An 18551-nucleotide genomic window follows, 5' to 3' on the forward strand; every position below is an offset into this window, starting at 1 on the left:
CTTGAGGCTTGAGGCTTGAGGCTTGAGGCTTGAGGCTTGAGGCTTGAGGCTTGAGTATAGCATGATAATGCACTATTGGTTTAATATTTTATTGAACATATTGTTATTGTATTTTGGCAATTGAACAAATAAAACCAATAGCCATACCTTATTTTCATTTTTAAACAAAAAAATCGAGTACTGCCTTGCCGAGAAAGTCATGCCCATGGCTTTCCTACAATGGGCTCGGCGCAAGCCATTCCTGCGCACGCTACCGCCTATCGGATCTCTTCTGCCATGCCCACGACTACCACCACGCTCGGCGCCTGCCCGCACGACTGCCCCGACACCTGCTCGCTCGTCACCACCGTGGTGGACGGCGTGGCCACCAAGGTGAGCGGCAACCCCGGCCACCCGCACACCGGCGGCGTGCTGTGCGCCAAGGTCAGCAAGTACACCGAGCGCAGCTACCACCCCGAGCGCGTGCTGCAACCCCTGAAGCGCATCGGCCCCAAGGGCCGGCCCGGCGGCGGCCAGTTCGTGCCGGTGCCGTGGGACGAGGCGCTGGCCGACATCGCCGCGCGCCTGCACGCGATCGCACAGCGCGATCCCGAAGCCATCCTGCCCTACAGCTATGCCGGCACCATGGGCCTGGTGCAGGGCGAGAGCATGGCGGCGCGCGTCTTCCACCAGCTGGGCGCCTCGCTGCTGGACCGCACCATCTGCGCCAGCGCCGGGGCCGAGGCGCTGATGCATACCTACGGCGGCAAGGTCGGCATGCGGGTCGAGCACTTCGCCGAAAGCCGGCTCATCCTCATCTGGGGCAGCAACAGCATAGGCAGCAACCTGCATTTCTGGCGCTATGCGCAAGAGGCCAAGCGCAACGGCGCCCGGCTGGTGTGCATAGACCCGCGCAAGTCCGAGACCGCCGACAAATGCCACGAACACCTGCAGCTGCTGCCCGGCACCGACGCGGCGCTGGCGCTGGCGCTGATGCACGAGCTGATCGTGCACGACTGGCTCGACCACGACTACCTGGCGCGCCACACGCTGGGCTGGGAGCAGCTGCGCGAGCGCGCGCTGCAGTGGCCGCCCGAGCGCGCGGCCCAGGTCTGCGGCCTGCCGGTGGAGCAGATCCGCCGGCTGGCGCAGGACTATGGCTGCACCCGGCCGACGGCCATCCGCCTGAACTACGGCATGCAGCGCGCCCGCGGCGGCGGCAACGCGGTGCGCGCGGTGGCCTGCCTGCCGGCGCTGGTGGGCGCCTGGCGCCACCGCGCGGGCGGCATGCTGCTGTCCAGCTCGGGCGAGCTGCCGGCGCAGCGCGCCCAGCTGCAGATGCCCCAGCTGCTGGGCGCGCGCCGGCCGCGCACCATCAACATGGTGCAGATCGGCGATGCGCTGCTGCACCCGGGCGGCGCAGACTTCGGCCCGAGGATCGAGGCCTTGCTCGTCTACAACAGCAATCCGGTGGCGGTGGCGCCCGAGTCCGCCAAGGTGGTGCAGGGCTTTGCGCGCGAGGACTTGTTCACCGTGGTGCTCGAACACTTCATGACCGACACCGCCGACCATGCCGACTACGTGCTGCCCGCCACCACGCAGCTCGAACACTGGGACATCCACGGCAGCTACGGCCACACCGACGTGCTGCTCAACCGCCCGGCGATCGCGCCCCAGGGCCAGGCGCGCAGCAATGCGCAGATCTTCCGCGGCCTGGCGGCGCAGCTGGCCCGGCACGACGCGGCCTTTGGCGCGGCGCATTTCCAGGACGACGACCTGGCCCTGTGCCGCCAGGCACTGGACCCTGGACAGGTGGATTTCGACGCGCTGCTGGCGCGCGGCTTCGCCACGCTCCAGCGGCCCGAGGCGCCGTTTGCCGATGGCGGCTTTCCCACGCCGTCGGGGCGCTGCGAGCTGCTCAGCGAGCGCCTGGCGCAGCGCGGGCTCGATCCGCTGCCCGACTACCTGCCCAACTACGAGCAGCCCGACCCGGCAGGGCCCTACCCGCTGGCGATGATCTCGCCGCCGGCGCGCAACTTTCTCAACTCCACCTTCGTCAACCTCAAGAGCCTGCGCAATGCCGAGGAGCGCCCGCGGCTGGAGATCCACCCCGACGATGCGGCCCCGCGCCAGATCGCCGACGGCGACGCGGTGCGCGTGTTCAACGGCCGGGGCGAGCACCTGTGCCACGCCAGCCTCAACGGCCGCGCGCGCCGCGGCGTGGTGGTGGGCCTGGGCATCTGGTGGCGCAAGGATGGGCTGGACGGCACCAATGTCAACCAGCTCACCAACCAGCGCCTGACCGACCTGGGCCGCGCGCCCACCTTCTACGACTGCGCGGTGCAGGTGGAGCGGGCGGCGGCCTGAGCAGCCCGCCTTCAGCGCTCCGGCTGCCCCCCCGGGGCAGCCGGCTTTCCTACAAGCGCACCCGACCGCTCCCCACAGCAATGCCCCTGTGAAGCCGACATGGCTTCGCCCTGCCTCTGCCAAGAATGGCTACAGGCACATGCCGTCCTGGCATGGCCCATCGCTTTCGCTCTCACAGAGACAAGAAGAAAGGAAGAGGCTCATGCAATCCATGCACCCACCCACCCTTCGTGCCAGCGCCGCGCGGCCTGCCTTGTGGGCCGCGCTGGCCGCGACGCTGGCCCTGGCCGCCTGCTCCAGCACGCCTGCGCCGCGCGAGCAGATGGCCGTGGCCAAGAGCACGGTCGACCAGGTCACCACCGCGCCCGGCACCGCCGCCGCAGCGCCGGCCGAGCTGCAGTCGGCGCGCGACAAGCTCGCCCGCGCCGAGCGCGCCATGGCCAGCAAGGACTATGACGAGGCCCGCCGCCTGGCCGAGCAGGCCCAGGCCGATGCCAAGCTGGCCGAAGCCAAGTCGCAGGAGGCGCACAGCGAACGCGCATTGCGCGAACTGCAGGATTCCATGCGCGCCCTGAACGAAGAGCTGCAGCGCCGCGCACCACCGCCGCCGCCGAAGTAATCGAGGCCATGGCCGCCTCGCGGCGAACACGGCCCTATCCAGACACCGCATGCGCGCGACGGGCCCCGGAGCTGCCACCCGGCGCGTTCCCGACGCGTGCAAGCCTTCACGGAGTTTCACCAGAATGACCGCAATCACCAACCACCATCCCGCCCGGCTCACCATGGCAAGCGTGCTCGTGCTGGGCGCCGCCCTGGCACTGAGCGCCTGCGGCACGCGCGGCCCGCTCAGCGAGCTGGAGAGCGCCCGCGCCGAAGTGAACCGCACCGCCGCCAAACCCGAGGTGGCCCGCCGCGCGCCGCTGGAGCTCAAGAGCGCCACCGACACCCTGGCCCGCGCCGACCGGGTGTGGAATGACGACGGCGACCAGGCCGAGGCGCTGAACCTGGCCTACATCGCCCGCAAGCGCGCCGAGACCGCCGAGGCCCTGACCCGCGCCCGCGACGCCGACGACAGAACCAAGGACGCCCGCGCCCAGGCCGACCGCCTGCGCCTGGACGCCCGCACCCGCGAGGCCGAGGCCGCGCGCGGCGAAGCCCGCGCCGCCCAGAACCAGGCGGCCCAGGCGAATGCCCGCGCCAGCGCGCTCGAAGCGCGCCTCAAGGAACTGCAGGCTCAGCAGACCGAGCGCGGCCTGCTGGTGACGCTGGGCGACGTGCTGTTCGAGTTCGGCAAGGCCGAGCTGCTGCCCACCGCCGGCTCGCGCCTGGACCAGCTGGCCGACTTCCTCAAGCAGTACCCCGACCGCAAGCTGCTGATCGAGGGCCACACCGACTCGGTGGGCTCCAGCGCCAGCAACCTGGCGCTGTCCGAGCGCCGCGCCCAGGCGGTGCAGCAAGCCCTGGTGATGCGCGGCGTGGAGCCGTCGCGCATCAGCGCGCGCGGCTATGGCAAGGACTATCCGGTGGCCAGCAATGCCACCGCCGAAGGCCGGGCGCTGAACCGCCGGGTCGAAGTGGTGATCGCCGACGACCAGGGCAACCTGCGCTCGCGCTGATCGCCCGCTGGGCCGGGGCGGCCGGGCCGCTACTGCGCCGCGGCCCAGTCCACCAGCGCATCCCAGGCCGCGCGCGCGGCCACCGCCCGTTCGTCGTTGGCGATCGCGGCCACCACCAGGCGGCGGCCGCCCGCCGCATCCACATAGCCGGCGATCGCGGTGGCATCGCGCAGCGTGCCGGTCTTCAGATGCGCGCCACCGGCATGCGCGCTCTTGCTGTGCTTGAGCGTGCCGTCCACGCCCACGATGGGCAGGGCCGCCATCAGCTCGGGCATCACCGGCGAATTCCAGGCCAGCGCCAGCATGCGCGCCAGCGCGTCGGCGCTGATGCGGGCATCGCGGCTCAGGCCCGCGCCGTTGTCGATCACCGGCTGCGCCACGCCCGGCAGGCGCCGGCTCCACCACTCGGCCACCGCCTGGCGCCCGCCCTCGAAGCTGCCCACGCCGGCGCGCTGGCGCGCCAGCGTGAGAAAGACCTGCTGCGCCATCACGTTGTTGCTGTACTTGTTGATGTCGCGCACCACCTCGGCCAGGCTGGGCGAGCTGATGGTGGTGAGCGGCGCCAGCCCCGGCGGCACGCCGCCGCTGCGCACCGCGCCGCCCAGCCGCCCGCCCAGCTCACGCCACATGCCTTCGAGCATGCGCGGCGCAAACAGCTCGGCCGGCGCCGGCGCCAGTGACCAGCTCTTTTCGCCGCAGGCCGGCGCATAGCTGCCGGCCAGGCGCAGCCGGGCCGGGTCGCTGAAATCGGGCTTGAGCGCGGCGCGCCAGTCGCCGCAGGCGGCCGAAGACGAGCTGGAGGCCTTGCCCCGGGCCAGCGGCACCGTGGCGGGAATCTGCAGCCCCGCCAGCGCCGGCTCGGCCAGCACCCGGGCCACGCCGGCGCCAGCATCGGGCACCAGCGTGAGCGTGAGCGACTTGTAGTTCAGCAGCAGCGCGTCGGGCACGGCGTTGTAGGGGCGGTAGGGCTCGTTGTCGAAACGGGCCGGATCGATGGGCGGCAGCGCGAAGGCCGAGCGGTCGAGCACGATGTCGCCGGCAATGGAGTCGATGCCGCGCGCGCGCAGCTGGCGCAGCAGCAGCCACAGCCGCTCCATCACCAGCTTGGGATCGCCCACGCCCTGCAGGTAGAGATTGCCCTGCAGCACGCCGCCCTGCAGCGCGCCGTCGGCGAACACCGGCGTGTCCCAGGTGTAGGCCGGGCCCAGCAGCTCCAGCGCGGCAAAGCTGGTGACCAGCTTCATCACCGAGGCCGGGTTGCGCTGCACCTCGCCATGGAAATCCACCAGCGGCCTTTGCCGGCCGCCGGCATCCATGACCACCACGGAGACCGCATCGAGCGGTACCTGGGCGCGCGCCAGCGCGGCCTCGACCTCGGGTGGCAGCCGGCCGGCCGGCAGCGCGGCAGCCGGCGCTGCGGCCATGGGCGCGGGTGCAGGTGCGGCCGCAGCGGCCGGGGCCAAGCGGGGCGGCGCAGACACAGGGGCAGGGGTTTGCGCACAGGCCACCTGGAGCAGCGCCACCGCCGCGGGCCAGGCCCAGCGCAGGCGGGCAAGAAGGTGCATGGGTATCTTCATGGTGAAAAGTGCAAGCGCCCATTGGGGCGGATAATCAGCGCCTGCCCGGGATCGCGCATCCCGGCCATGGCAGCAAAAACAATAGCTGCTGGCGATGGCATTGTGCCACTTTGCCATATAAAACCTTTTAAAAACCTTTGTAGACAAGCGCAAACCGCTCACTTTTTGCGCTTGGCCGCCGCCCCATGAACCTGCTCGCCATCGATACCAGCACCGATACCCTGTCCATCGCCGTGGCCCGTGGCGCCCAGGCTTGGCAGCACAGCGGCGCGGGCGGCGCGCAGGCATCGCTGCACCTGCTGCCCGGCATCCAGGCGCTGATGGCCGAGGCCGGGCTCGGCTTCGATGCGCTGGACGCCATCGTCTTCGGCCGCGGGCCGGGCTCGTTCACCGGGCTGCGCACCGCCTGCGCGGTGGCCCAGGGCCTGGCCTTCGCCGCGCGGCAGGGCCTGGGCGTGCCGGTGCTGCCGGTGGACACGCTGCTGGCCGTGGCCGAGCAGGCCCGAGCCGAGCATGGGCTGACGCAGCTGGTAGCCGCGCTCGACGCGCGCATGGACGAGGTCTACAGCGCCCCGTATGAATACCGCGGCGGCGCCTGGCAGGCCTTGGCCGAGATGACGGTGACGCCGCCCGAGGCCGTGACCGTGCCCGCCGGCTTTGCCGTGGCCGGCAATGCCCGCGCCGCCTACGGCGAGCGCCTGGCGCCCGGCGCCCCCCATGTGGCGGCGCTGCCCACCGCGCAGGCGCTGCTGCGCCTGGCCCCCGCGCTGCTGGCCCAGGGCCTGGCCGTGCTGGCGGAGCAGGCGCTGCCGCTCTACGTGCGCAACAAGGTGGCCCAGACCACGGCCGAGCGCGAAGCGCTGAAGGCGGCCCAGGCATGACGGCGCGCGCCACCGCCACCGAGCCACGGCTGCGCTGGTCGGCACTGCGCATCGCCGACCTGGACGCGCTGCTGGCCGTGGAGCAGCAGTGCTACACCCACCCGTGGACGCGCGGCAATTTCATCGACTCCATGGCCATGGGCTACGCGATCGAGTTGCTGTGGGCCGACACGCAGCTGGTGGGCTACTTCGTGGCGATGGAGGGGGTGCAGGAAGTGCACCTGCTCAACATCACCGTCAACCCCGCCTTCCAGCACCAGGGCTGGGCCAGGGTGCTGCTGCAGCAACTGCGCGCCTGGTGCACCAGCCGCGATGCCCAGCAGCTGTGGCTGGAGGTGCGCCAGAGCAATGCGCGCGCCCAGCAGGTGTACGAGCGCTTCGGCTTCGAGCGCGTGGGCCTGCGAAAGCGCTACTATCCGGTCTCGCATCTGGAACGCGAGGATGCGGTGGTGATGCGCTACTTGCTGGCCAATTAACGAAATGACTTTGAATCTGGACGCGCGCCAACGCGCCATGCTGCAGGAAATGGGCTACACCCAGTGGTGGCCGCAGCCGGCTGCGCCCCAAGCGGCCGGCGCCGAGGCGGCGGCCATCCCGGCGGCCAGCGAAGCGGCCGCCATCGTCGCCAAGGCCGCGCCGCCCATGGGAATGCCCGCAGCGGCCCCCATGGCAACACCCGCCGCCGCGCCTGCCGCCGTACCTGCCGCAATCGCCCCGGTGCCTGCCGCCGTGCCCGAGCGGCCGGCACCCGCGCCCGTGCCGGCGCCAGCCACCGCCGCGAGCACCGAGCTGCCCACCAGCCTGGCGCCGCCGGCCTTTGCGCTGGGCGCGCCGGTGGCGCTGTTCGATGCTGCGCCGGCCAGTGCCAATCCAGATACCAATCCGGATGCCAGCCCCGGCTGGCTGGTGGTGGCCGAGCTGCCGCCGGCTGCGGCGCTGGCCAGCCCGCGCGGCGAGCTGCTGCGCAACCTGTTGCGCGCCATGGGCCTGGCGCGCCATCCCCGGCTGTGGTGGGTGCCGCTGCTGCGCGCCCACGGCCAGGGCGACGCCTTCCCGCCCGACAACGCCACCACCCTGGCCGAGCTGGCGCGCGAGCTGCAGCCCGGCATGGTGCTGCTGATGGGCCTGCCCGCCGCGCGCCACCTGCTGCAAAGCAGCGAGCCGCTGGGCCAGCTGCGCGGCCGCGTGCACCGGCTGCAGGCCGGCGTGGCGGCCGTGGTCAGCCACGACCCGGCCTACCTGCTGCGCACGCCCCGCGCCAAGGCCGACGCCTGGGCCGACGCCTGCCTGGCGCTGGCGGCCGTGCGTAACCAGAAATAACCCTAGGGTTATCACTGCGTTGACATGGGTCAATGCCATAATCGCGGGCAGTCCTTTTTCTGGAGAAGACCGTTGGAACCCTACCCGAGTCGGTAGCTTTCAACCCGGGCCGGCCATGCTGTTGCGCGAGGGTTGAAAGCACCCCCCTATCCCCGCGAGCAAACAACAACTAGGAAGTGAGCCCATGCTCAACATCTTCACACTGGCCAACGGCCGCCTGGTGCAGGAAGAGATCGAGTCCCTGCAGGAACTGGCGCAGTTCCACCCGATCTGGGTCGACCTGGAGTCGCCCAGCGCCGACGAAAAGCGCTGGATCAAGCAGCACTACGGCCTGTCCATCCCCGACGACGCGATGGACCAGGACATCGAGGAATCCGCCCGCTTCTACGAAGAGGACAACGGCGACCTGCATGTGCGCAGCGACTTCCTGATCGACGACGACGAGCACCCGCGCTCGGTGCGCGTGGCCTTCATCCTGAACCTGAACAACCGCGACTTGAAGAGCCACGGCGTGCTGTTCTCCATCCACGACGAGGACGTGCCGGTGTTCCGCCTGCTGCGCCTGCGCGCGCGCCGCATGCCCGGGCTGATCGAGGACAGCAAGGACGTGCTGCTCAAGCTCTTCGACGCCGACGCCGAATACTCGGCCGACTCGCTCGAAGGCATCTACGACGACCTGGAGAAAGCCAGCAAGCTGGTGCTGTCGGGCGACGTGACCGACGCCCTCGCCAGCGAGGCGCTGGGCGCCATCGCGCGCCAGGAAGACCTGAACGGCCGCATCCGCCGCAACGTGATGGACACGCGCCGCGCGGTCAGCTTCATGATGCGCAGCAAGATGCTCAACGCCGAGCAGTTCGAGGACGCGCGCCAGATCCTGCGCGACATCGAGTCGCTGGACAACCACACCGCCTTCCTGTTCGACAAGATCAACTTCCTGATGGATGCCACCGTCGGCTTCATCAACATCAACCAGAACAAGATCATCAAGATCTTCTCGGTGGCCAGCGTGGCGCTGCTGCCGCCCACGCTGATCGCCAGCGTCTACGGCATGAACTTCAAGGTCATGCCCGAGCTGGAGTGGGAGTTCGGCTATGTCTACGTGGTGCTGCTGATGATCGCCAGCGCCGTCGGGCCGATGCTGTACTTCAGGAAGCGCGGCTGGCTGAAGTAGCTAGCCGCATACATACAGAAAGCGCCAGGCGCTCCTTTTTCAGGATTGCGGTACCGCGCCGCGCTCGCGCACCCACAGGATCACGCCGCACAGCATCACCACCGCCTGGGTGCCGATCAGCGCCGCGAAGCCGGCGAAGAAGCCCGCGCCCACGCCGCCGCGGGCCGACAGCGCGCCGATCACCGCGCCCATGATGGCCGGCATGAAGCCCGCCACCAGGCTGCCCGCGCCGTTGACCACGCCGTAGGCGCTGGCCACATGCTCGGGCCGGGCGCAGTACTGCACGGTGCTCGGAATCGCCGGGCTCATCAGCCCCCAGCAGAAGTTGGCCGCGATCAGGCAGTAGGCCGAGGCGTAGCGGTCCTGCACCTCAATGGCCAGCCACACGGCCAGTGCCACGCCCACGCTGCCGAAGACGAAGATCAGCGGCACCTGGCGGCGCGCGACGCGGTCGATGATCATGCCGCCCACGAACACCGCCGCCACGCTGGCGTACTGCGGCAGCGAGGCCAGCCAGCCCATCTCGCGCATCGAGAAGCCGCGCGACTGCTGCAGGTAGGCCGGCAGCCAGTTGCTGCTGCCCCACAGGTACGACAGGAAGGCCGCGGTCAGGATGGTGATCAGCCACAGGTAGCGCGTGTGCATCGCGCCACGCACGATCTGGCCCACCTGGCCCACGGCCTGGCCCAGCGAATGCGGCTTGGGCAGGCCGGTCTCCACCTTGGGCATGCGCACGAAGGCCCATACCAGCGGAACGCCGAGCAGCACGTTGATCAGGCCCAGCACATGGAACGAGGTCTCCCAGTCGTGGCCGGCCACCAGGTAGCCGACCAGCGGGTAGCCCACCGCCAGCCCCAGGCCCGTGCCCATGTTGACCAGCGAATTGGGCTTGCCGTTCTCGCGGCTCTCGAAGTGCGCCTTGATGTAGCTGCCCGCGAGCGAGAACAGCGGCCCCTCGGACACGCCCAGCAAGATGCGCGATGCCAGCAGCAGGCCGTAGCTGTCCATCGCCGGCGACAGGAAGGTGACCACGCCCCACAGCAGCAACCCGCCGATGAGGCTGCGGCGCACGCCGAACAGCGCGGCGCAAAATGGCGTGAGCACGAAGGACGATACGCCGTAGCCCACCATGAAGGCGGTGGCCAGCAGGCCCTGGCGCGTGCGGTCGTCCGCGGTAAGGCCGATGTGCGACAGGAAGTCGCGGTCGGTGATCAGGACCGAGATATTGATCCGGTCCACATAGGAGATGGCGACGATCACGAACAGCGTGATCACGCCCCACCAGCGCAGCGAGCGGGAGTCGTTCATGGTGCGGTCCAGGCGGGAAGAGGGTTGGGGTGGGAAAGGGCGCTTAGTGGCGCTTCATGGCGCTTGCGCGGGCCGGGCTTGCGCTCAAGCCCGCGCAAGCCGCGGCATCAGAAGAAGTGGCGGATGCCCAGCTCCATGCCGGTGGACTTGCCGCCCAGGCTCGAGCCGGTGGCGCTCAGGCCCTGCACGCCGATGGCGCGGCTGCTGCCGTCCTTGTTCTTCAGGTAGGCGAGCGTGCCGTAGACCTGGGTGCGCTTGGAGAAGTTGTAGCCATAGCCCACCGCGATCTTGTTCCAGTCGGCATTGCTGTCGGCCGTGTTGTAGTGGCCGAGCGAGGCGCGCAGCTCGCCGCTGCCCAGCGGGGCGGTCACGCCCAGCTGCAGCACGGTCACTTTCAGGCCGCCGCGCTTTTCGCTGGCCCACAGCAGCATGGGCTTGGCCACGCCAAAGTCGTACGACAGGCCGAGGTTGCTGGCGGTGACGTTGTTGTCCGACACGTCGCCGTATAGCTTGCCGGTGGCCAGCGCGCCGTTGAATGCGCCCTGCCGATAGCCCAGGCGCAGGCCGCGGTAGTCGCCCTGGCGGTGGTTGGGCGCGCTGCTGGGCAGCTCGCTCATCGCGGCCTGCACCTGGCCGTAGAAGCCGCCCAGGTTCGGCGGCAGGAAGTAGCTGACCGCGTTGCTGATCTGGATCGGCGCGCCGCCGGTGGCGGTACCGGTGCCGGGAATGCCCAGGATGGTGAACGCGCCGGTGCCGCCGACGCCATTGGTCAGGAAGGGGTCGAAGATCAGCGTGCTCAGGAACGAGGCGGAGTCGTCGCGGCCCAGGCGCACTTCGCCGAAGTTGCCCATCAGGCTCACGGTGGAGCGGCGGTTGAAGCCCAGGCCGGTGCTGCCCGCGGCCTTGCCGGCGCCGGTGTCCGAGTCCAGCCCCGCCTCGAGCCAGAAGCCCGCCTTCAGGCCGCCGCCCAGGTCCTCGGTGCCGCGAAAGCCGATGCGGCTGATGTTGGCGCCGCCGGTGGCCAGGCCGATCTTGCTGGACGAGCCCGAGCCGGTCAGCCGCGTGACGTTGGTGTCGATGACGCCGAAGATCTCGACCTTGGATTGGGCGGCAGCCGCCCCTGCCAGGCTGGCCAGGCCAGCGGCAATGATGATTTTCTTCATGGTGTGTCTCTCGTTGTGTGTCGTTAAATATCCAGTACCAGGGTCGGGCTCTTGCAGCCCGATACGCAGACCATCATCACCTTGTTGCTCGCCTTTTCCTTGGGGCTGAGCACCGAGTCGCGGTGATCGGGAACGCCTTCGAGCACCCGTGTCTCGCACGAGCCGCAGACGCCTTCGCAGCAGCTGTGGTCCACGTCTATGCCCGCGGCCAGCAGCGTATCGAGCAGCGACTTCTCCGGCGTGATCTCGATGAAGCGGCCGCTGCGCCTGAGCTCCACCGTGTAGTTGCTGCGCGCATCGTCGGCGGCCTTGACCTCCACCGGCGTGAAGCGCTCGATGTGGGCATTGGCATGGCCGAGTTCGGCGCAGAACTTCTCGAAGGCGTCGAGCATGGGCGTGGGGCCGCAGGCATAGTGGTGCAGGCCCGCGCCGGGCGCGCGCTGCGCCAGCAGCGCGCGCAGGTCGGGCGGCCCGCCCGCCTCGGCGTCGAAGTGCAGGTGCAGCGGCATGCCCAGCGCCTGCAGCTCGTCCAGGAAGGCCGCGCTCTTGCGCTCGCGCGCAAAGTACAGCATCTCGAACGAATGCCCCAGGGCCTTGAGCCGGCGCGCCATGCACAGCATGGGCGTGATGCCGATGCCGCCCGCCACCAGCACCGAATGCGTCGCGGTCTCGTCGAGCGCGAAGTGGTTGCGCGGCGCGTCGATGGTGATGGGCATGCCCACGCGCAGCGCCTCGTGCACGCAGCGCGAGCCGCCGCGGCTGGCGCGGTCGCGCAGCACGCCGACCACGTAGCGGTGGCGCTCGCTGCTGTCGTTGGACAGCGAGTAGCTGCGCACCAGCCCGTTGGGCAGGTGCAGGTCGATGTGCGAGCCGGCGCTGAAGGCGGGAAAATCGCCGCCGCCAACCGGGCGCAGCTCGACGCTGATGGTGTCCTGGGCCTCGAAGCGCAGCGTGTGCACGAAGGCCTGCAAGGTGTTGCTCATGATGCCGCGCCCTCGTCGATCTGCTCCTGGGCCTGGCGGCGCAGGTGGCGGCGCAGGCGCACCAGGCCGATGTCGTGCTGGTAGAGGTTCTCGCGCTCGTTGGCGTCGTGCTCCATCTGCTCCATCATGATGCGGTCCTGCTCCAGCACCGCCCAGTGGCGTGCCTCCAGGCGGTTGCGGTACAGGAAGCGCCAGGTGTCGCGCATCCAGCCCTGCACCTTGCGGCAGCGCCAGAAGAACACCGCGCACAGCTCGGGGCTGATGGGCGTGACGCAAGAGACGATGGCGAAGTTGCCGCCGGGGCCGCCGGTCTTGGGGTACGGTATCTCCAGGCGCATCCATTGCACGCCGGTGTCGCCGAATTCGGTCCAGTCGAAGTTCACGCCGCGCTGGCCGACCTTTTCGAAGACGAAGCCGTCATCCGTGTCGCGCACCTGGAAGGTGGCCTTGCTGTCGCCCTCGGCCATGGAGTGCGACTGCTTGTGCAGGAAGGTGCCGTGCATGGGGTCCATGACGTTGTCCAGCGCGTAGCGGTAGTCGCTGCGCCACTCGGCATAGCACAGGAAGTTGGAGTACTCGGGCGAGGTCAGCTCCTCGGGCAGCGTGAACGCGGGGGCCTCGTCCACATGCTTGTCGCTGTTGTAGAGGAAGATGGCGCCATACGCCTCGTGCACATGGAAGTCCAGCGCGGCGCGCGAGCCTTCGAGCTTGCAGCCGGGGCTGCCAGGCACCTTGGTCACCGTGCCGTCGCAGCGCACTTCCACGCCGTGGTAGGGGCAGGCCAGGCGGTCGCCCAGGATCACGCCCTGCGACAGCGGCGCGCCGCGGTGCGGGCAGTGGTCTTCCAGCGCATGCACCTGGCCGGAGGCATCGCGCCACAGCGCGATCTTGCGGCCGAAGCGGCGCAGCGAGATGGGCTGGGTCTTGACGAAGTCCGACGGGCAGACCGCGTACCAGAGGTTCTTCAGGCCCTTGTTGAGCAGGCCGTCCACCGGATCGATGGTGATGGTTTGTACATTCATGGGGCGCTCCTGTCTTGCTCGGGTTTACTGGCCCAGGCGCGCCATCAGCGCCTGGAAGCTCTCTTCGGTCCAGGCCTCGCCGTTCTCGCCGGCGGGGCCGCTGCGGTTGACGTAGGCCACCAGCTCGGGCAGCGTCTGCACGCCTTCGCCGAAGGCGCGTTCGATGGCATCGCCCAGCAGGTCTTCAAACACTGTCGAAGCGCGCTGGCGCGCCTGGTGCGGTTCGAGGTATCGATCTACAGCCATGGTGGGTTCTCCTTTCAGGTAATCGTGGTTCGTGAGTGCCTCGTAGTCACAAGGCCATACCCGTCATCCGCCGCGCGCTCCAGCAGCGCACACCGAGCAAGGGCCGCCCCGCAGCGACGGTGTGGTCCCCCTCCCGCGCAGCGAGAGAGGGGGAAGGCGCGCAGCGACTCAGGGGGTGTTTCATGTTCTCAGTCGGCTTGGATGCCGAGGTCTTTGATGAGCTTGCCAAAGCGGTTGTAGTCGGCCGCATTGGTCTTCTCGAGCCGGGCCGCGTCGCCGCCGGCGGGCAGGGCGCCGAAGGTGGCCATCTTGGTCGCCACTTCCGGCATCTTCAGGATTTCGTTGAGGTGGGTGTTGAGCAGCTTCACCGTCTCGGCCGGCATGCCCTTGGGGCCGAACAGGCCCTGCCAGGCGGCCACTTCCACGTCCTTGACGCCCAGCTCGGCCAGCGTGGGCACGTTGGGCGCCAGCGGGCTGCGCTGGGCATCGGCCACGGCCAGCACGTTGACCTTGGTGCCGGCATAGGGCGCGATCGGGCCCCAGGTCATGAAGGTGGTGGGCACATGGCCGCCGATCAGGTCGTTCACGGCCGGCGCCACGCCCTTGTAGGGCACATGCGTGAGCTTGATGCCGCTGGCCTTGTTGAACATCTCGCCAAGGATGTGCATGGGCGAGCCGCTGCCGGGGCTGGCATAGGTCAGGCCGCCCTTGCGCGCCTGGGCGACGAGGCCCGCGAGATCCTTGATGCCCGAGGCCTGGCTGGCGGCGACGAACAGCGGCTGCACGCTGGTCTGCACGATGGGCGTGAAGCCGCGCAGCACGTCGTAGCTCGACCCCGAGGTGGTCTTGAGCACGAACTGCGCGATCGAGAAGGTGCTGGGCGCGAGCAGCAGCGTGTAGCCGTCGGGCGCGGCCTTGGCGACATGCGCGGTGCCGATGGTGCCGCTGGCGCCGGGGCGGTTCTCGATCACCACCGGCTGGCCCAGGCGCTGCGAGAGCTTGTCGGCATACAGGCGCGCCATGGCGTCGGTATCGCCGCCGGCCGGATAGGCCACGACGATGGTGATGGGCTTGTTCGGATAGGCCGGGGCCTGCGCCATGGCGCTGCCCCAGAGGGAGGCGGCGGCCAGCGCGGCGGCGGCGGATACCTGGCGGCGGGTGATTTTCATGGTGGGCTCTGTGGTGGGTGTGGTTGGTGGTTGGCTATTGAGCCTCGATGCCCCGGCTCTTGATGATGGGCGCCCAGGCCGCGGTCTCCTTGCGGATCAGCTCGCCGAACTTCGGGCCTTCCACGATCCAGACAGCCAGGCCCTGCTTTTGCAGCTGCGCCTTGCTGGCCGGTTCGTTGAAGATCTGCGCGATGTCGCGCTGCAGCTGCGCCAGCACCGGCGCCGGCGTGCCCTTGGGCGCCATCACGCCGTACCAGGACGACAGCGCCACGCCCTTGACGCCGGCCTCGGCGAGCGTGGGCACCTCGGGCAGCTCGGGCGTGCGCTGCGCATCGGTGACGGCCAGCGCGCGCAGCTTGCCCGACTGGATGTGCGGCAGCAGCGTGGGCAGGTTGCCGATGATCATCGGCACGGTGCCGCCGATCACGTCGTTCAGGCCCTGGGGCGTGCCCTTGTAGGCCACATGCAAAAAGTCGACGCCCGCCTGCTGGCCGAACAGCTCGCCGGCCAGGTGCAGGCTGCTGCCCACGCCGGGCGAGGCATAGCTCACGGTGCCGGGCTTGCTCTTGGCCAGCGCGATCAGCTCGGCGATGCTTTTCGCCTCTAGCTTCGGGTTCACCGCGATCACGTTGGCGGTGCGCGCGAGCGACGCCACGGGCACGAAGTCGCCTTCCACGCTGTAGTGCAGCATCTTGGGCATCAGCGTGGGGTTGATCGTGAGGTTGCCCTGCGGCACCACCAGCAGGGTGTGGCCGTCGGCCTTGGCGCGCTTGGCCGCCTCGATGCCGATGTTGCCGTTGGCGCCGGTGCGGTTGTCCACGATGGAGACCTGCTGGTACTGCGCGGCCAGCCCGTTGGAGAGCATGCGCGCCAGCATGTCGATCGGCCCGCCGGGCGGGAACGGCGCAATGATGGTGAACTGCCCCGCGGCCAGCGCCTGGCGGGCATCGGCCGGGGCTGCGGCGGCCGCGGGCAGCGCGGCAGCCGCGGCCAGCGCCAGCAAGGTGGAGATGAGCATGCGTCGTTGCATCGCGGTGGACTCCGGTTTGGCTCAGTGGCGCTTGTCGGTGAGGAACTTGCCGTCGGCGCCGCCCACGCCCTTCTGGCGCCGGGTGTTGCCGTCCAGGCCGCCGTCGATCGCCCATTCGGCGAACACGGTCGGGCCGGGCTCGAACTCGCGCGGCTGCCAGTCGGCGGTGAGCTGGTCTTCGTCGGCGTAGTACTCGACCAGCGCGCCGGCCGGGTTCTTGAAGTACCAGAAGTAGGCCGACGACACCGGGTGGCGGCCCGGGCCGAGCTGGGTGTCCCAGCCGCAGCGCGAGATGTGCATGCCGCCGCCGAAGACCTCGTGGATGTCGCGCACGGTGAAGGCCACATGGTTCAGGCCGGCATGCTTGTCGGGGCGCTGCAGCAGGAAGATGTCGTGGTGGCCGCCGTCGGGCGCGGTGCGCAGGAAGGCGCCGCGCTCGGGATAGCGGTCCGAGGCCGCGAAGCCGAAGTTGTCCACGTAAAAGCGTTCGCAGGCCTGCACGTCCTTGACGAAGAACACCACATGGCCCACCTCGATGGGCGTGGCGCGCTCGTAGGCCGGGCTGGCCTGGTTGATGCGGCCCTTGCGGCTCCAGGTGTTGTATTCGGCGCTCTCGACCTCGATGTCGCGCTTTTGCGTGAGCTGCAGGCGCACGGCCAGGCCGTTGGGGTCGGTGCAGCCGATGCGCCGGCCCTGCTTCACAAAACCCGGCAGCTGCGCGATACGGCTTTCGTACAGCGCGAGGTCGGCTTCGCTTTGCACGCCCCAGACCACTTCGCGCAGCGTGGGGCCGGCCTCGATCGCGGGCGGCAGCCCGGGATGGCCGGTGGCGGCCACGATCACGCGGCAGCCGTTCAGCGTCTCGAACACCAGCCGGTCGGCCTCTTCCTGCACCAGCTTCAGGCCCCAGTCGAGGAAGAACTGGCGGCAGGCCGGCAGGTCATCGGCGCCGTAGCTGATTTCGTCTATGCCCAGTACGCTCATGTCGATTCCCTTTCAGTTCGCCCAGGCCAAAGGCTGGTCGTTCAAGCCCCAGTACATGCTTTTCTGCTCCATGTACTGCTGTATGCCCATGCGGCCCTTCTCGCGGCCCAGGCCGCTGTCGCGCCAGCCGCCGAACGGCGTGGAGATGGAGAACTGCTTGTAAGTGTTGATCCACACGGTGCCGGCCTGCACCGCGCGGCCAATGCGCCAGGCGCTCTTGTAGTCGCGCGTCCAGATGCCGGCGGCCAGCGCGTAGACGCTGTCGTTGGCCTGGGCGAGCAGGTCGTCCTCGTTGTCGAAGGGCATGGCCACGAGCACCGGGCCGAAGATCTCCTGCTGGCAGATCTGCCAGTCGTTTCGCACGCCCTCGATGATGGTCGGGCGGTAGTAGTAGCCGCGCTCGTACTGCGCGCCCTCGGGACGGTGGCCGCCGGTGCGCAGCTGGCCGCCCTCGGACAGGCCGAGCTGCACATAGCCCTCGATGGATTCGCGGTGCTTGGCGGTGATCAGCGGGCCCATCTGGGTGCGCTCGTCGGCCGGGTCGCCCACGCGCAGTGCAGCGGCCTTGGCGGCCAGGCGCTCCATGAAGTCGGCATACAGCTGGCGGGCCACGAACAGGCGCGAGCCGGCGATGCACGATTCGCCCGAGGAGCTGAAGATGCCGTAGAGCACGCCGTTGACCGCGTGGTCGATATCGGCGTCGGCCAGCACCATGGTGGCCGACTTGCCGCCCAGCTCCAGCGAGACCGGCATCATCTTGTCGGCCGCGATGCGCGCGATGTGCTTGCCGGTGGAGGTGCCGCCGGTGAACGACACGCGCTTGACCAGCGGGTGCTTGGTGATGGCGTCGCCGATCACCGAGCCACGGCCCGGCAGCACGCTGACGATGCCCTTCGGAACACCCGCTTCCTCGCAGATCCTGGCCAGCTCCAGCGCCAAGAGCGGCGTGGCCTCGGCCGGCTTGACCACCACCGCGTTGCCGGCGGCCAGCGCCGGGGCGAGCTTTTGCGCCTCGCTGGCGATGGGCGAGTTCCACGGCGTGATGGCCGCGACCACGCCCATGGGCTCGTACACGCTCATGGTCATGAAGTCGCCGCGGGCCGGCGTGATTGCCTCTTCCATGGTTTCGCAGGCGGCCGCGAAGTACTGGAAGGTGCCGGCGGCGCTGGCCACCAGCGCGCGGGTCTCGTTGATCGGCTTGCCGTTATCGAGGCGCTGCAGCTGGGCCAGCGGTTCGGCGCGCTCGCGGATCAGCTGGGCCACGCGGTGCAGCACGGCCGCGCGCTCGTGCGGCTTTTTCTGGGCCCAGCCGCTGGTGCGGAAGGCGTGGTCGGCCTTCTGGATGGCCTCTTGCACATCCGCCAGGCTGGGCGCGCGCAGGCGGCCCACTACTTCGCCGGTGGCGGGGTAGAGCGTCGTGGACTCGTCGCCACCGCCCAGGCGCCATTCGCCGCCGATATTGATGGGGAGCAGTTCAAGGTTCGACATCATGGATTCCTTTGTTTACTCTTGAAAAGAGAGCTATGAGCGCTTATGGATAAATGATTCCAAATACAAAACCATTTGAATTCCTTTTACATATTGCGCCAGCAGCTCCTTTTTTTGATCAAATCACCAGCGGCTCCACCTTGCCCCGCAGCGCGCGCACTGCGCTGAACACCGTCAGTGCCGAGGTCTTGGGGTTCGCTGCCAGCGGCTGGTTGCGCATGCTCAGCTCGAAGCGGCCGAACGCGCC

Annotated in this window: 18 protein-coding genes; 7 read left to right on the forward strand and 11 right to left on the reverse strand. The window is 69.2% G+C overall.

Annotated elements, in window-relative coordinates; genetic code table 11:
* The first annotated feature begins 276 nt into the window (after positions 1-276).
* From ACODRX_RS24720 to ACODRX_RS24730, 3 genes are all read left to right on the forward strand, one after another.
* The gene (locus ACODRX_RS24720) at positions 277-2346 is read left to right on the forward strand and encodes a molybdopterin-containing oxidoreductase family protein (RefSeq protein WP_488874204.1); all 2070 of its coding nucleotides are present in this window, start codon (positions 277-279) and stop codon (positions 2344-2346) included.
* 202 nt (positions 2347-2548) lie between these two features.
* Positions 2549-2965, forward strand: a complete 417-nt coding sequence (locus ACODRX_RS24725) for a DUF4398 domain-containing protein (protein WP_488874205.1) — start codon at positions 2549-2551, stop codon at positions 2963-2965.
* A 124-nt stretch (positions 2966-3089) separates the two neighbouring features.
* Positions 3090-3962: an OmpA family protein gene (locus tag ACODRX_RS24730; protein ID WP_488874206.1), complete on the forward strand. Its 873-nt coding sequence runs from the start codon at positions 3090-3092 to the stop codon at positions 3960-3962.
* Between the two features lie 29 nt (positions 3963-3991).
* Here ACODRX_RS24730 and dacB read toward each other — a convergent pair whose 3' ends face one another.
* A complete protein-coding gene (gene dacB / locus ACODRX_RS24735; RefSeq protein WP_488874219.1) occupies positions 3992-5386 on the reverse strand; it encodes a D-alanyl-D-alanine carboxypeptidase/D-alanyl-D-alanine endopeptidase in 1395 nt (464 codons plus the stop codon).
* Positions 5387-5724: 338 nt separating this feature from the next.
* On the opposite strand from dacB, the gene tsaB reads away from it, so the two are divergent.
* From tsaB to corA, 4 genes are all read left to right on the forward strand, one after another.
* Positions 5725-6420 carry a tRNA (adenosine(37)-N6)-threonylcarbamoyltransferase complex dimerization subunit type 1 TsaB gene (tsaB, locus tag ACODRX_RS24740; RefSeq protein ID WP_488874207.1) on the forward strand — a complete coding sequence of 232 codons (696 nt, stop codon included), beginning with the start codon at positions 5725-5727 and terminating at the stop codon, positions 6418-6420.
* Complete coding sequence (gene rimI, locus ACODRX_RS24745; RefSeq protein ID WP_488874208.1) at positions 6417-6896, forward strand: ribosomal protein S18-alanine N-acetyltransferase; 480 nt, start codon at positions 6417-6419, stop codon at positions 6894-6896. The genes tsaB and rimI overlap by 4 nt, the downstream gene beginning before the upstream one ends.
* 4 nt (positions 6897-6900) lie before the next feature.
* The gene (locus ACODRX_RS24750; RefSeq protein ID WP_488874209.1) at positions 6901-7740 is read left to right on the forward strand and encodes a uracil-DNA glycosylase family protein; all 840 of its coding nucleotides are present in this window, start codon (positions 6901-6903) and stop codon (positions 7738-7740) included.
* 184 nt (positions 7741-7924) lie between these two features.
* Positions 7925-8911: a magnesium/cobalt transporter CorA gene (gene corA / locus ACODRX_RS24755; RefSeq protein WP_488874210.1), complete on the forward strand. Its 987-nt coding sequence runs from the start codon at positions 7925-7927 to the stop codon at positions 8909-8911.
* Between the two features lie 39 nt (positions 8912-8950).
* Here corA and ACODRX_RS24760 read toward each other — a convergent pair whose 3' ends face one another.
* The 10 genes from ACODRX_RS24760 to ACODRX_RS24805 form a co-directional block, all read right to left on the reverse strand.
* Positions 8951-10219, reverse strand: coding sequence for an MFS transporter (locus ACODRX_RS24760; RefSeq protein ID WP_488874211.1), 1269 nt, complete (start codon positions 10217-10219; stop codon positions 8951-8953).
* Positions 10220-10326: 107 nt separating this feature from the next.
* The gene (locus tag ACODRX_RS24765) at positions 10327-11382 is read right to left on the reverse strand and encodes a porin (RefSeq protein ID WP_488874212.1); all 1056 of its coding nucleotides are present in this window, start codon (positions 11380-11382) and stop codon (positions 10327-10329) included.
* 23 nt (positions 11383-11405) lie between these two features.
* A complete protein-coding gene (locus tag ACODRX_RS24770; protein WP_488874213.1) occupies positions 11406-12365 on the reverse strand; it encodes a PDR/VanB family oxidoreductase in 960 nt (319 codons plus the stop codon).
* A complete protein-coding gene (locus tag ACODRX_RS24775; protein ID WP_488874214.1) occupies positions 12362-13387 on the reverse strand; it encodes a Rieske 2Fe-2S domain-containing protein in 1026 nt (341 codons plus the stop codon). Before ACODRX_RS24775 ends, ACODRX_RS24770 begins: the two co-directional genes overlap by 4 nt.
* 24 nt (positions 13388-13411) lie before the next feature.
* Entirely contained in the window at positions 13412-13633 is a 222-nt protein-coding gene (locus ACODRX_RS24780; protein WP_488874215.1) for a recombinase-like helix-turn-helix domain-containing protein, read from the reverse strand.
* A gap of 188 nt (positions 13634-13821) precedes the next feature.
* Positions 13822-14802 carry a Bug family tripartite tricarboxylate transporter substrate binding protein gene (locus ACODRX_RS24785; protein WP_488874216.1) on the reverse strand — a complete coding sequence of 327 codons (981 nt, stop codon included), beginning with the start codon at positions 14800-14802 and terminating at the stop codon, positions 13822-13824.
* A 34-nt stretch (positions 14803-14836) separates the two neighbouring features.
* Positions 14837-15832: a Bug family tripartite tricarboxylate transporter substrate binding protein gene (locus tag ACODRX_RS24790; RefSeq protein WP_488874217.1), complete on the reverse strand. Its 996-nt coding sequence runs from the start codon at positions 15830-15832 to the stop codon at positions 14837-14839.
* Positions 15833-15853: 21 nt separating this feature from the next.
* Positions 15854-16816 (reverse strand): VOC family protein, encoded by a 963-nt coding sequence (locus ACODRX_RS24795; protein ID WP_488874218.1) that lies wholly within the window; start codon positions 16814-16816, stop codon positions 15854-15856.
* Positions 16817-16828: 12 nt separating this feature from the next.
* Positions 16829-18304 (reverse strand): aldehyde dehydrogenase, encoded by a 1476-nt coding sequence (locus ACODRX_RS24800; protein WP_488874220.1) that lies wholly within the window; start codon positions 18302-18304, stop codon positions 16829-16831.
* Positions 18305-18422: 118 nt separating this feature from the next.
* Positions 18423-18551 (reverse strand): aspartate dehydrogenase domain-containing protein (locus tag ACODRX_RS24805; protein ID WP_488874221.1); only part of this gene is annotated, 129 nt, incomplete at its 5' end.

It is taken from the genome of Comamonas sp. FG99 (genome assembly GCF_057808605.1).

Coding starts and splice junctions, on each gene's coding strand:
- ACODRX_RS24795 (WP_488874218.1), bottom strand. CDS start 16,816: ATGAGCGTACTGGGCATAGACGAAATCAGCTACGGCGCCGATGACCTG.
- ACODRX_RS24765 (WP_488874212.1), bottom strand. CDS start 11,382: ATGAAGAAAATCATCATTGCCGCTGGCCTGGCCAGCCTGGCAGGGGCG.
- ACODRX_RS24770 (WP_488874213.1), bottom strand. CDS start 12,365: ATGAGCAACACCTTGCAGGCCTTCGTGCACACGCTGCGCTTCGAGGCC.
- ACODRX_RS24800 (WP_488874220.1), bottom strand. CDS start 18,304: ATGTCGAACCTTGAACTGCTCCCCATCAATATCGGCGGCGAATGGCGC.
- ACODRX_RS24725 (WP_488874205.1), top strand. CDS start 2,549: ATGCAATCCATGCACCCACCCACCCTTCGTGCCAGCGCCGCGCGGCCT.
- ACODRX_RS24750 (WP_488874209.1), top strand. CDS start 6,901: ATGACTTTGAATCTGGACGCGCGCCAACGCGCCATGCTGCAGGAAATG.
- dacB (WP_488874219.1), bottom strand. CDS start 5,386: ATGGCCGCAGCGCCGGCTGCCGCGCTGCCGGCCGGCCGGCTGCCACCC.
- corA (WP_488874210.1), top strand. CDS start 7,925: ATGCTCAACATCTTCACACTGGCCAACGGCCGCCTGGTGCAGGAAGAG.
- ACODRX_RS24790 (WP_488874217.1), bottom strand. CDS start 15,832: ATGCAACGACGCATGCTCATCTCCACCTTGCTGGCGCTGGCCGCGGCT.
- rimI (WP_488874208.1), top strand. CDS start 6,417: ATGACGGCGCGCGCCACCGCCACCGAGCCACGGCTGCGCTGGTCGGCA.
- ACODRX_RS24785 (WP_488874216.1), bottom strand. CDS start 14,802: ATGAAAATCACCCGCCGCCAGGTATCCGCCGCCGCCGCGCTGGCCGCC.
- ACODRX_RS24775 (WP_488874214.1), bottom strand. CDS start 13,387: ATGAATGTACAAACCATCACCATCGATCCGGTGGACGGCCTGCTCAAC.
- tsaB (WP_488874207.1), top strand. CDS start 5,725: ATGAACCTGCTCGCCATCGATACCAGCACCGATACCCTGTCCATCGCC.
- ACODRX_RS24720 (WP_488874204.1), top strand. CDS start 277: ATGCCCACGACTACCACCACGCTCGGCGCCTGCCCGCACGACTGCCCC.
- ACODRX_RS24730 (WP_488874206.1), top strand. CDS start 3,090: ATGACCGCAATCACCAACCACCATCCCGCCCGGCTCACCATGGCAAGC.
- ACODRX_RS24780 (WP_488874215.1), bottom strand. CDS start 13,633: ATGGCTGTAGATCGATACCTCGAACCGCACCAGGCGCGCCAGCGCGCT.
- ACODRX_RS24760 (WP_488874211.1), bottom strand. CDS start 10,219: ATGAACGACTCCCGCTCGCTGCGCTGGTGGGGCGTGATCACGCTGTTC.